This window comes from Paenibacillus taichungensis, assembly GCF_047302525.1.
Taxonomy (GTDB): Bacteria; Bacillota; Bacilli; order Paenibacillales; family Paenibacillaceae; genus Paenibacillus; species Paenibacillus taichungensis_B.
In genome coordinates this window covers 3197826-3211228 of record NZ_CP168020.1, presented here as the reverse complement: position 1 = coordinate 3211228, position 13403 = coordinate 3197826, and the positions used below count along the sequence as shown (strand labels likewise).

General features: G+C 47.0%; 11 protein-coding genes. 1 reads left to right on the top strand and 10 read right to left on the bottom strand.

What is annotated here, in order from left to right; translation table 11 throughout:
• Position 1: 1 nt before the first annotated feature.
• The 9 genes from ACDJ58_RS14510 to ACDJ58_RS14470 all read right to left on the bottom strand — a co-directional run bounded on the left by ACDJ58_RS14510 (position 2) and on the right by ACDJ58_RS14470 (position 10843).
• On the bottom strand, positions 2-757 hold the full coding sequence (locus ACDJ58_RS14510) for an SDR family NAD(P)-dependent oxidoreductase (protein ID WP_063563872.1): 756 nt from the start codon (positions 755-757) through the stop codon (positions 2-4).
• Between the two features lie 338 nt (positions 758-1095).
• On the bottom strand, positions 1096-2823 hold the full coding sequence (gene poxB, locus ACDJ58_RS14505) for a ubiquinone-dependent pyruvate dehydrogenase (RefSeq protein WP_413379044.1): 1728 nt from the start codon (positions 2821-2823) through the stop codon (positions 1096-1098).
• Positions 2824-3048: 225 nt separating this feature from the next.
• A complete protein-coding gene (locus ACDJ58_RS14500) occupies positions 3049-3810 on the bottom strand; it encodes an SDR family NAD(P)-dependent oxidoreductase (RefSeq protein ID WP_413379042.1) in 762 nt (253 codons plus the stop codon).
• Positions 3811-3969: 159 nt separating this feature from the next.
• Positions 3970-4275, bottom strand: a complete 306-nt coding sequence (locus ACDJ58_RS14495) for a Dabb family protein (protein ID WP_413379040.1) — start codon at positions 4273-4275, stop codon at positions 3970-3972.
• Between the two features lie 215 nt (positions 4276-4490).
• Positions 4491-4739, bottom strand: coding sequence for a type B 50S ribosomal protein L31 (locus ACDJ58_RS14490; RefSeq protein WP_063563876.1), 249 nt, complete (start codon positions 4737-4739; stop codon positions 4491-4493).
• A 144-nt stretch (positions 4740-4883) separates the two neighbouring features.
• Positions 4884-5150 (bottom strand): HPr family phosphocarrier protein, encoded by a 267-nt coding sequence (locus ACDJ58_RS14485; RefSeq protein WP_413379037.1) that lies wholly within the window; start codon positions 5148-5150, stop codon positions 4884-4886.
• Between the two features lie 167 nt (positions 5151-5317).
• Entirely contained in the window at positions 5318-6385 is a 1068-nt protein-coding gene (locus ACDJ58_RS14480; RefSeq protein ID WP_413379035.1) for an NAD(P)-dependent alcohol dehydrogenase, read from the bottom strand.
• A gap of 79 nt (positions 6386-6464) precedes the next feature.
• A complete protein-coding gene (locus ACDJ58_RS14475) occupies positions 6465-8615 on the bottom strand; it encodes an alpha-glucuronidase family glycosyl hydrolase (RefSeq protein WP_413379033.1) in 2151 nt (716 codons plus the stop codon).
• Positions 8612-10843, bottom strand: a complete 2232-nt coding sequence (locus ACDJ58_RS14470) for a glycoside hydrolase family 52 protein (RefSeq protein ID WP_413379029.1) — start codon at positions 10841-10843, stop codon at positions 8612-8614. Before ACDJ58_RS14470 ends, ACDJ58_RS14475 begins: the two co-directional genes overlap by 4 nt.
• A gap of 179 nt (positions 10844-11022) precedes the next feature.
• Between ACDJ58_RS14470 and ACDJ58_RS14465 the strand changes: the two genes are divergently transcribed.
• A complete protein-coding gene (locus ACDJ58_RS14465) occupies positions 11023-11934 on the top strand; it encodes a helix-turn-helix domain-containing protein (RefSeq protein ID WP_413379027.1) in 912 nt (303 codons plus the stop codon).
• Positions 11935-11999: 65 nt separating this feature from the next.
• Here the strand turns inward: ACDJ58_RS14465 and ACDJ58_RS14460 are convergent, their stop codons facing one another.
• On the bottom strand, positions 12000-13391 hold the full coding sequence (locus ACDJ58_RS14460) for an aldehyde dehydrogenase (RefSeq protein ID WP_413379670.1): 1392 nt from the start codon (positions 13389-13391) through the stop codon (positions 12000-12002).
• Positions 13392-13403 lie beyond the last annotated feature (12 nt).

The window sequence follows — 13403 nt, the reverse complement described above, 5'->3', positions numbered from 1 at the left end:
CTTATTGTGCAGTTACAGCACCATCAATTGGATAAACAGCGCCATTAATATAAGGAGCTTCGTCTCCCAGCAGGAAGGATACCAGATTGGCAATCTCTTCAGGCTTACCGAGACGACCGGATGGAATGCTGTCAAGGGTCGCTTTGAACACTTCAGGATTATCCTTCCCAAACTGAACCACCATAGGAGTTTCAATCGTACCTGGGGCAATGGCATTCACACGAATATTTTCTTTACCGTACTCAATGGCCGCTGTACGTGTCAGTCCAACTACGCCATGCTTCGTCGCTGCATATGGTGCAACCGCTTGAACACCCACAATACCTGCTGTAGATGCCGTATTGACGATTGAACCACCGCCTGTTTTGAGCATTTCGGTAATCACATATTTCAATCCGTAAAATACACTTCTCAGGTTAATATCAATGATTTGGTCAAACTGCTCGATGGTATGCTCAATTAGTTTGATACCAGGACCAGCGATCCCGGCATTATTGAAGAACATGTCGATTCGACCGAATTCCTCGATCGTTTTGTTAACATAATTCTCTACCTCGTTCGCCTTGCTTACATCTGTTTGTACAAAAATGGCTTTACCGCCGAGCTTCTCAATCTGTTTTACAGTTTCCTGACCCGTCTCTGCCACGAGATCAACGACAACAATAGATGCGCCCTTCTCTGCCAGCTTCAGTGCAGTCGCTTGGCCTAATCCACTTCCTGCTCCAGTGATAATTGCTACTTTTCCTTTGTGACTCATTCTGATCTCCTCCATGTGTGTTCGTCATCTGTCATCGGATCGGTTAATTCGATATGAAGCGGTATTGCATCGGAATGCAACATATGTAGGGTGAAAAGACTTGAATCCTGCCTGACTTTACCTATTTTAAAGGAGTTACAATTTAAAAACAAATTATATAATATGAATACATACTATAATATCCATCACATACCACACATCTCAAGAAGGGGAGCTCCTTAATAAAAGCGTGTAATGGTCCCCTTCTTTTTGGTGAGATGTACAGTTTAATTTCATGCATTTACATTCTCAGATCTACGGTTGAACATGTTGCGATAATGCTAAAGAAAACCTAATATTTATCTTAGCAAATTGGTTTTTGCGAGCTCGATCAGCTCATCGCCACGCCCATTCAGCACCGCCTTCATCATCCATAAGGTGAAGCCTTCGGCCTGTTTTATATTAATCTTCGGAGGCAGGGACAGCTCCTGACGGTTCACCACAACATCAATCAGAACCGGACCATCATGCTGCAATGCACGCTCTACAGCCCCTTCCAGATCAGCCGGATCTTCAACCCGTATCCCTTCCAATCCCATCGCTTGGGCTACCATGGCAAAGTTAGGATTTACGAGCTCGGTTCCGGATTCAAGCAATCCGGCAGCTTTCATCTCCAGCTCAACAAAACTGAGTGCACCGTTGTTAAACACGACAACTTTAATCGGGAGATTATGCTGTTTAAGCGTCAGAAGATCACCCATCAGCATGGCAATGCCGCCATCACCAGATAAGGATATCACTTGTCTTCCCGGATCAGACACCTGCGCTCCAATTGCCTGTGGAAGAGCATTCGCCATGGTGCCATGACTGAATGAACCCAGCAATCGGCGATTGCGGCTCATTTCAATGTAGCGAGCCGCCCATACCGTAGGTGTACCTACATCGCAGGTGAAGATCGCATTTTCCGCTGCAGCATTGCTGATGACCTTGGTTAGATACTGAGGATGAATTGGTGTTTTCCCAGGTTTCCCTACGGCAAGCTCATCCAATTCTTTACGAACTTTCTCGTAACGTTCCACACTTTTATGCAAATGTTTGTCGCTATGCTCTTCCGTCAAATAAGGTAACAATGTTTCAATGGTAGCTTTCACATCTCCGCACACTCCATAATCGAGCTTTGTACGGCGACCAAGGTGTGAAGACTGAATATCCACTTGAAGTACAACCGCATCTTCCGGGAAGAATTGACGGTACGGAAAATCTGTTCCCAGCATCAGGAGCACATCACAGTCCATCATGGCATGATAACCGGATGAATACCCGATTAATCCCGTGAGGCCCACCGAATACGGGTTATCATATTCCAGGTATTCCTTGCCTCGCAAAGCAATAACCATAGGAGATTTCAAGCGATCACAGAGCTGCATGAGAGGTTCACGTGCACCTGCGCAGCCTGCACCACACAGCAACGTAATTTTTTTGCCTTGATTCAGGAATTCCGCCAGTTTCCGCAGTTCAGGTTCGGAAGGATGTACAACAGGCTTTGTGGCATGATATACATGCTCCGGCACAGGCAGGTCAGCCGCTTCTAAAGCCGCTACATCACCCGGCAGTATAATGACGGAAACGCCTGAACGCGCTACTGCGGTCTGCATTGCCATCGTAAAGGAACGCGGCATCTGTTTGGCTGTTGTGATGACTTCACAATAATGACTGCATTCCTGAAACAAATACTCTGGATGAGTCGCCTGAAAATACTCACTCCCAATCTCATCACTTGGAATATGAGCAGCGATGGCAAGTACCGGTACACGGTTCCGATGACAGTCATACAGACCGTTAATCAAGTGCATGTTTCCCGGTCCGCTACTGCCCGCACATACGGCGATACTTCCGCTCACTTGGGCATCTGCCCCGGCCGCAAAAGCAGCCACTTCCTCATGGCGGACATGAATCCATTCAATTTTTCCCGAACGACGGATGGAATCCAGTACCGCATTCAAGGAGTCTCCAACGATACCATAGATGCGTTTGATGCCTGCGTTCAATAGTGCTTCGACCAGAACGTCTGCAATTGTTTTTTTCATGACAGGTCGGTCTCCTTTATTCGCTTATTTTGAGTTATGTTTCCACCGCGTTAAACTACCTATTCTTTTACCCCAATCTTTTGAAATAAGAAACAAAATTATATGTATTTATGGGTATATACAAAAATCCGCTTGTCATGGACTGACAAACGGATCATGGGTTGTTATGGTTTACAAAGCGGTTTATTGCATACTTAATAATTCATTCACATCAATAAAGCCAAATTAAATGGCAGGCATCACATTGCCACCACTGACTGGGATATAAGCTCCTGTAATAAATGAGGACAGGTCGGATGCCAGAAATGCTACGGCATTGGCAATTTCCTGATCTTCTCCCCTGCGTTTCAACGGTACAGTTTGAATATAACCCTCATCATGTCCCGACTCACTGTTGCGGTCGCGCTCACTGATCGTCCATCCAGGCGCAACCTGGTTGACCGTAATCTGATATTCGCCTACCTCTTTCGCCAGCACACGGTACAAACCGTCCATGCCGCGTTTTCCTGCAGTATATGCTGATTGGGTAGCGAAATTTTGCATCGCACATTCCGTATTGATTCCAATGAATCGACCTGCTCTGGCTTCTTTCATATATGGGATGAATGCTTTTGCAAGATACACACTCTGCATTACACATGATTCGAACTGGCTTATATAATCATCCGGTGATTGTTCCAGCACCGTTGTCCAGGCATATTGGATGACCGCATTGGCAACTACGATATCGACATCGCCGAGGCTGGACTGAATTTCATCCCGTATCCGAAATGCCGTATCTTGCTTCGTGATATCTCCCTGAACAATGACCGTTTTCCGACCCATGGCTTCAATCTCAGCCTGAAGCTCTCTAGCCTTCGTTTCATTATTTATGTAATGCAGCGCGAGGTCAGCACCACAGTATGCCAACGTACGAGAGATGACCCTTCCCAATTGACCGGTTGCGCCAGTCACCAGCGCCGTTTTACCTGTAAGATCCAATTTCATAGGGACAAGTCCCCTCCTTTGAGCCAAATGTGTAATCACGAAATTTAGCGATGAAAAAAGAGGGATTTTAAAATGATTTAACCATCATTAATCAAGCTAGAAAACGCTTTCGAATTTCGTGCTATTTTTCTGCTTTGTTCAATGAGATTCATCAATTCGTTACTTCCCGTGCTGAATGAGATCGATTTCCTGGAAGCGACTAACTTCTTTTTCCCACCGTTTTTCCACATATTTGCGGTGAACCGGGTGATCATTATATGCATCATACGCAGCCTGATTGGCAAATACCATCGAAAAACTGTAGTCAAATTCATTTTTTTCGCTCACCTGACGCAGGACCTGGAATTGCTCTACTCCGGGAATATTCGCCAGTGCATCCGCACTCTCTTTCAAAAATGCCTCTGCTTCGGGTGTATCTTTACCTGCGTAAAGTGTAAACGTTACCATATGATTGATGCTGCTCATCTCTATTTCCTCCTCCAATATGTCTGACTCTGTTTCCTAGTGTACATCCGAAAGTATTGTAAGCGCAATAATTGGTTGAATTAATTTTAGATAAATTGAATATGTATGGGTATTAGAATTACTTTTCACTCTGAATTACATGAGTTTACCTATCGGCATGCAAACAAAAAAACCTCAGGAGTGATCCCGAGGTTTTCTTGTAATGGTTGGACAAACTATTTGATGTTGTATTTACGGTTAAATTTATCAACACGACCACCGATGTCCACGTTTCTTTGTTTACCTGTGAAGAATGGGTGGGATGCGGAACTAGTGTCCACACGGATTACTGGGTAAGAGTTACCATCTTCCCATTCCATTGTTTCGTTCGAGAATTTAGTCGAAGAACTCAGGAATTTGTAATCAGCACTTGCATCGAAGAAAATTACTGTCTGTGTCTTTGGATGGATATCAGCTTTTGGCATAATCTATTTACACTCCTTTAATATGGGTACTTCTTAGAATAGAACTAAATTTTATTATACTCTTTTTTTGGACGAAGTACCAGTCGGAATTGAAGAAACGATAAATATTTTACAATTCACTGTGATTAGCACAGGTTTCAGCGTTCAAGTTAAGCCCTTCTCCAATACATTCAGCATATATTCCAACGCTTCAAGTTCATCTCTTCCCCGTGTCTGCAATCTCACCACACTGCCATGTCGAATGGGAAGAAGCGCCATTCCGAGCAGGCTTTTGACATCTACACGATGCTCATGATTCGCATCCATAAATGACAATGAAATATCCGAGGCAAAACGCGACGCTTGAGAAGATACAGACATCAGATCATCCCGTTGGAAATCAGAGTGAATCATAAATTCATGTGTTCTCACAACCTTCAGTTCCTTTCGCTAGATGCTATTCAACATATTTGGTGTGTATAATTTTATATATTAAAATCTTCATGCATTATACCACGTTATGGAAGCTTGTTTAATCCTTTTATGGCGAAAAATACAAAAAAAGAAGCCCTAAACATCAGGGCTCCTTCGAAATAGATTCATTTGCCGTTCGGATACACCATTACTTTCAGACTGCCGCTCTTGTTGTGCAATGCTCGTTCCATGGCCTGTTGGGTCTCCTCAAGCGAATAACGGTCAGTAATCAGGGACATCACATCATGCTGGCCTGAGCTCAGAAATTCAATTCCCGCTGGATACGTATTGGCATAACGGAAGATTCCGTATATATCAACCTCGTTGTCCGCGATAAAAGGAACATTCAGGGCAATCTCGTCCTGTGCAGGCAGTCCTACAATAGCAAGCTTGCCTCCGCGGCGGAGCGAATATAATGCTGACTGAAGCGCCTTCGGATTCCCCGCGGTTTCCCAAGCTGTATCTACACCGACGCCGTTCGTTAACTCACGGATCACCGCCTGTGCATCTTCGTTCCGTACATTAATGGTATGGGTGGCGCCCATTCGACGAGCAGCCTCCAACCGCACTTCCTCCAGATCTGTGACGATGATGCGTTCTACGCCAAACGATTTGGCAGCTGCAACAGCCATCAGTCCAACAGGTCCCATGCCCATAATAGCAAGTGTGGTTCCCGGAGCCAGTTTACTACGTCTTGCAGCATGAATGCCAACCGAGAAAGGTTCGTTCATGGCTGCCGCTTCATAAGACAGATAATCCGGGATCGGGAAAACCATATCCTCTCGAATGGTCATGTACTGTACAAATGCCCCATCTACCGGAGGCGTCGCCAGAAATTGCACATCGGGACACAGATTATAACGGCCTTCTTTACATGCCGTACATCGTCCGCAGGTTACCCCAGGCTCAATGGCTACCCGATCTCCTTCTTTCAGCCGTGATACTTTCGAGCCTACAGCTGCTACGATACCTGCACATTCATGTCCGAGTATAATTGGTTTCTCAACCACAAATCGGCCAATTCTGCCATGTTCAAAATAATGCACATCCGATCCGCAGACGCCAACGGCCATCACTTGAATGAGTACCTCGTCTTCAGCCGGCTGTGGTACAGCCTGTTCCTCAATGATGATGTGCCCAGGCTCTGTCATTACAGCAGCCTTCATGGTCTCGGGTAATTGATGATGTCCCATATGTTCCCTCCTTCTTATGTATGCCAACGTTGTTCTTTCCTCCGAAGAAGATCCGACAGTTCTAGCTTTCGTATCCAGATTAATATATCGTTCTTCCTTGTTTATCTGCAATACCACTTTTGCGATAGAAGTACGTATTGATCATGTCTCGCCATTCCTTGGCATGCTCCGCCTGCCCTGCCTGTAACGCAGACACCTTATCAAATACAGTAGAATCAATCTTGCCTTCCAGCTGTCCCCAGGTCTGAGCTAATGCCGCAGCCTGCTCTGAACCTTCAAAATGTGTATCATAAATGTGCTGAATGACCGTTTTGCCAGAATGCAGAACATGTGTATACGGGACATGGTGGAAAAATAACAGCAGCTCATCCGGACAGGAATCTAGGGATTCATATCTTTCGGCATTTTCGCGGTGGTATTGGGAAGTGTATCCTGTTCCACTGCTCACTGTCCGGTCCACACCAATGCCATCACAATCGGCAAAGTGATACGTCCCCCACTTGGAATACTCATAGCCATCCACATTTGGCCCATAATGATGCTCTGGATTAACCATCCAGCCTACACCGAGTGGTGCCGTATAACTTTCATAGATATCCAATGAATTCAAAAGCATGCCCGAGATTAGACGAACGACCTCTTCGTCATGTCCGAATGTAAGTCTAACCCACTCCTCCGCGATCTCTTCCGATGACAGCTCTGGATTCCAGGCAAGTCTCCCATATCCATATAGATTCGCCTGAGCGAGCGGATGTCCTGTCCAGCAAGCATCTGCACCGATATTGGAGACTGCGGCAAAGCCGCTGTAAGGCCTGTTGTACAGAGAACCGTCAGCAATGCGTTTGATTTCAGAACCTGGCCCCTTGGCAAACGTATCAAAATCCAATACTTCTTTCCACTGTGGAACCAGATAACACAGATGTCGCTGCTGGCCCGTATACTCCTGCGTAATCTGGAATTCCAACACCTGATTTGTGGTCTTCATTGCCCCGAACAGCGGAGATACGGCCTCGCGAACCTGAAAGTCCATTGGTCCATTCTTGATCTGCAAAATGACGTTATCCGCAAATCGGCCATCCAGTGGCTTGAAGTGGTCATATGCCGCCCGTGCGCGATCTGTGGAGCGATCACGCCAGTCTTGCTTGCAGTTATAGACGAAGCAGCGCCAAATCACCAGTCCACCGAATGGGCAAAGTGCCTCGGCCAGCATGTTCGCTCCATCGGCATGATCACGGTTATATGTGAAGGGTCCCGGCCGATTTTCCGAATCCGCTTTGATCAGATAGCCGCCAAAGTCCGGAATTGCCGCATACACCTTGGCTGTCTGAATGTTCCACCATTCACGGACCTGTTCATCCAGCGGATCTGCCGTAAGCAATCCACCAATCTCTATCGGACTTGCGTAGTTGGCGCTTAGGAACAATCGGATGCCGTACGCTCTGAATTGGGCAGCAACCTTCGCAACATCACCCAGGAAACGTTCCGTCAGGAACAGGCTCTCACGCTTATGCACGTTAACGTTATTGATTGAAATGGCGTTAATGCCTGTAGAAGCGAGCAATCTGGCATAATCTCGAATACGTCCGAGATCACGAGTGAATTCTCCATTGTCATAGAAAATGGATTTTCCAGCATAACCACGCTCGATGCTACCGTCCACATTATCCCACTGATTGATCATGCGTAATGCATTAACTGGCTGCTCAGAAATATAGCTTAATCTTCCCGCAGCAGGATGGACATCGTTTGAGTTTTCTTGCTCCAAAACAAGTTCCCTCAACAGATGAAAGGTACCATATAGAACACCTTGAGGGGTTTCAGAACCAATAATCAGCCTGCCCCGTTCCTTATCTTCGCGGATAATATAACCTTCTCCTTGCACGGTAGAGCGTTCCGTGTCGCTGAAGGCCTGAGCTACAGCTTCCGATCCCGTCCATGTGCCAAGCCATATCCCTTGTGCCTCCTGGTTCGCTAAATCCGGCTCACTCGCTTGGCTGGCAACTTCATGATTAACTTTCGGCTTGATGCCAAACAGCTTATCCAGCCCCTGTGTCAGTTCGGCAATTGCTGTTGATATGATTTCCTGATCTTCCGCCACCGACACGGTATGGCTCCAGGCAGGGGATGCCTTTTTGGCGTTCCCTTTCACTGCGGATTGACTTTGAAGATATCCAAGCCACGCATCATATTGCGGGCCGGAGATATTGGATTGAACGGTTGTGTTGCTCATTGTACAGCCTCCTTGCTAGCATAGATCTGCTCCAGACGATTACCTTTGCCTTCGAGCAGCCATAGAATCGATGTTACTCCGCGCGGGTAATACTTGCTTCCGACCGCTACACCGGCCAGGATCTGGTCACTCCAGCACCAGTAGGATTCCTCTGGATGCAGCAGCCAGTTTACATGAGCAACGTCAGAAGCCTTCCCTGTTTCATCCCATTCCACGCCCAGCAGTTCTCGTGCAATGAACTGAGACAGATATATTTTGCTGAGCCATGAGTTATTGCTCGTAGAAGACAACTTCCAGCCTCCATCTTCAAACAAACAAGTGCCAGGGACAAGAACGGTTTTAAAGTGGGTTCGAAGCGCTTGCAGGTAAGGACCGAAACGGCCATTTACATCCAGCGCGCCTTCACAGCCGGTGAAGTATGGGAACACCAAGCCTTCAATGGCCGGAATGATACGGGAATCATTATTTTCGGCGATAACTGCCGGAATGTAGCCACCATCGGTTAACTGGGCTGCGATACTGGCTGCACAGCGATCTGCCTGACGTCCTGCGTGATGAGACAACTCAGCCAGCTTCTCTGCAGCGAACAGCTTCTCCAGTGCTACATAGACGGCCCAGCATTTGCCTGCCAGATAGATGTTGTTACGGGACTGTCCAAGCGACACATCCAGGCTGTCGTATGTGGTAATCTCGGCTCCACCTTTGGTGCGACTGCTATCCAGCCCCATTAGGCCATTGCGTTGTTGTTCATCCGGATGATCCCGGTTTAACATGCTTTCGAAGCAATCCCGAATGACGGGCAGCATCTCTTTAACAAAGTCCCGATCCTGCGTCTGTTCAATATATACAGTTGCACAGCAGAGCCAGTTGACCAGTTCCTCGTGACTCATTTGCGAGAAGCAGTCATCAATACCCACCAGTTCATATGCCGAGTGCCCCGGACGTGAGAATACATTTGCCACGCCGATATCATGCGTGAAAGTAATGCCGCCCGGATATTCCTTCTCTTCGCCCGGGAACCGCACTTGATCTGTATAACTGTAGCGTTTCACAAACCACTCCAACTCGTTACGCACGGTCCAAGGATTTAAGGCAAGTTCAAAATACAACTGATCTGCGGTCAGATCGAGTGTATTCATCATCCGGTATTCGCCTTCATTTACGATCCAGAACGGCTGGCCGTCCGCATCCAGCAGTTGTGTACTTGCATAATAGCTGTGAATGGAATGGGCGAGCATAAATGACTGATCTTCACTCAAAGCAGATACACCGAGACGTTGCTCAACTTCCTTACAGGAAGCAGTCAGCTCGTTGAAACGGTCTAGCGCGTATTTTCCGGCTTCCAGGATATCTGCAAAATAACGACTATACCAATAGGTCGTGTCCATACCCGAAGTAACGATCCCGCCGCGATAAAAACAGACGGCAAATTGGTATGTACGCTTCTCTCCAGCGGGGACGTCCATCAACAACGCAGCTGTTTCGCCCAGTCCGAACGCCAGATTCTCACGATGCTTCTCCTGCAATATCTTGTCCAGAGTAAATCCGCGTGCAGGCCATAGCCCCTCATCCGCAGACAAAATGGCGGTTAGGCGACCTTGTCCAACTCCGGTTAATGCCCCACCCTCAGGTCCTCCGATGATACGCATGGCTGAGTAAGGATCATTACCTTGGTAGCCAAAATATGCTTTACGCGACTGCCGTCCTTGCGTGTTATCAATTGTCATCTCCACCAGCACCGCAGGCACAAGCGCATCCATTATTGCTTCACGATCGCCACTCAGCGGTTCGGGTACAGGACGCACAGGTGAGTAAATACGGAAAGTCAGATCACCCGCCGTCCACGTATCTATTCCTGAAGTGAACTCGCGGGTAATCTCTTCATCGCGGAACGCTGAAATCAGTGGGCGTGTTCCCTGTGCTGCAACTGCCGCTGGCGTGCTCGCTCCACTTTCCGTCGAGGCCGAAGACACCTGATCTGAATCCGAATTCTCCACTTTCTCTACATCATATCGAACGCTTGCATCTTCAACGGCTTCGAAAAATGGGAGTGCTTCGTAGTTCTCACTGTCGCGAGATTGTAAACCTATATATACGTTCTGATCTGCTGGCTTGCCAAGCTCCAGGCCTAGTCCGCCTTTGGCTCCTTTGTATCCAAGCGTAAAGCTGGCAAAAGCCCCGATCGGTGAGTGATGGGCATTATAAAAGATGGATTTGGATGTGCTCATGAACGATGACCCCTCTCAAAATGGTTTGCATGCGTTTTCATTAGCCCCATCCTACCATGGGCATTCCACCGTAGACCATGGTCAAATCAATCGGATATTTACCCAAATCAAGCTAATAGACTATAATATAAATAAAGCGGTTACATCTGTTTCTATATTTTTTATCAAGGGGGTCTTCCATGTCTTCCACCTATTTGCCTCCCGCTTTGGGAGAGAGTGTACATGAAGTATTCTACCCGGATGTACAAACAACGGTGAATTTGTTCGCCATACATTTGCGAAGTGTCGGGGCCGATTGGGATTATCCAGCCCACGAACATCCACAATATGAGCTGAATTATGTAACGGAAGGCGAACAATACATGACCGTGGACGGCAAGCTGTATATTCAAAAGGCTGGAGAATTACTCCTGATTCCTCCAGGAAGTATTCATTCCAGCCTGAGCCATAACGGCAAGGGGTTTACGTATTTTTGCATGCATTTTGATATCGATGATCAGTTATTTCTCTCTTTGCTTGCACGAATCAAGCAGGTTTTGTTCGATGTAGATAGTCCGGTCACCCGCCAGATCGAGCCTGTCCTTCGCAAATTAATGTCTTCTGCGGACAACCGGGCGGCGAGTACGATGGTACAGCGCATGCAGCTGCAATCGGCGGTATTTGAGTTGTTCGGCCATTTATGGGAGGCTGTCTCTCAGGAAGCCGCTCAATTGTTTACGGACGGATATGAGAAGATCGAACTGGCACATCAAATTCGTAATCGGCTGCAAGGACTGGTGAGTCAGCAATTTAAGCAGGGACGTGAGTCCGACAGCCATTATGGCATTGATGATATTGCTGCAGAGCTGGGCATCAGTTCCTCACATTGTAACCGTGTATTTCGGCAGGTATATGGTCAGTCTCCGCGTGTATATTTATCTGAAATGGTTCTGCATGAAGCCAAAGTTCTGCTGGGTAACCCCAAGCTGTCGGTGCAGAATATCGCTGCCATGTTAGGCTACAAAGATATTGCCCATTTCAGTCGTCAATTCAAGCGCTGGTCAGGGATTTCACCCACACGCTATAGACAGGAACAGCCTGCTCCCGAATGAGCTTCATCCATTGAACATCATTCCAGTATGGTATTTAATTTGCTTACGATTAAACGTCAGTTTTTTTATTTTAATAGACGTTTAATCGTCTTCAGCTTGTTATCGTATGGCGGATATAAAATAGACAGGTTCAACCTGATGCTCTTTTTGAGCACACTTTTCATATGAGAGAAGGTCTCCAGGCTATAACGCCCGTGATATGAACCAAGACCGGAATGTCCTACCCCTCCAAAAGGCAGACGTGGGTTGGCTACATGGGTAATCGTATCGTTAATGCAGCCGCCCCCAAAAGAAACCTCACGCATCACTTTATCCTGTAGTTGTGTATCAGATGTAAAGAGGTAGAGTGCCAGCGGTTTCGGCCGCTTCACAATACCTGCAATCGCCTCATCAATATGGGAATAACTGATAATCGGCAGAATTGGACCAAAAATTTCGTCCTCCATCGTTGCCGCTTCCCACGATTCGGCATCAATAAACGTCGGTTCAATAAAGCGATCTTCCTCATCGGAGTAACCACCATAGATGACGAGGGCTTGATCGCGTTCAATAAGGGTAGTGAGACGTTTGAAATGGGCCTTGTTGACGATTCGACCATAGTCTCGATTGTGCTGGATATTTGTGCCAAAGAACGACTCCACTGCTGCTTTCATTTCGGTGATCAACGTATCTTTCACCTGTTCATGCACAAGCAGATAATCCGGTGCGATGCAGGTCTGACCCGTATTAAGCAGTTTCCCCCATATAATGCGCTGTGCAGCCACTTTGAGATCTGCGTGCTTATCCACGATAACCGGACTTTTACCACCAAGCTCCAGCGTAACCGGAACGAGATTTTTGGCAGCGGCCTCCATGACGATTTTGCCAACCGGTACACTTCCTGTAAAAAAGATATAGTCAAATGGCGCATTAATGAGCGCCGTGGTTGTATCTTTGGCTCCTTCGACCACGTGAACATAAGCTGGTTCGAATACGGAGGTAATCATCTCGCGAATAACAGCGGAGACGGCTGGTGTGTTCTCTGATGCTTTGAGGACTGCCGTATTGCCTGCTGCCAACGCACCAACCAGGGGTTCAATTAATAGCTGGAATGGGTAGTTAAAAGGTCCAATAATCAATACCGCACCATACGGCTCAGGAATGATATAACTTTTGGAACCGACCAGCGCGAATTGAGTTTTAACTTTGACCGGCTTGACCCATTTCTTCACTTGGCGAATGGTGTGCGTGATACTATCCAGCATAAATCCGATCTCTGTAGTATAAGATTCGAACTCACTCTTGCCCAAATCCTGATAGAGCGCCTCGGTAAGACGGGACTCATACTTTTGAATCGCCTGTTTCAACCGGGTTAAATGTGCAATTCGAGACTCGGCCGAACGAGTAACCCCTGAGCGGAAAAACTGCCGTTGATTCTGTAAAATTTCTTCGACTTCATGTTCGCTTAATTCTTGCATGACACTCATATA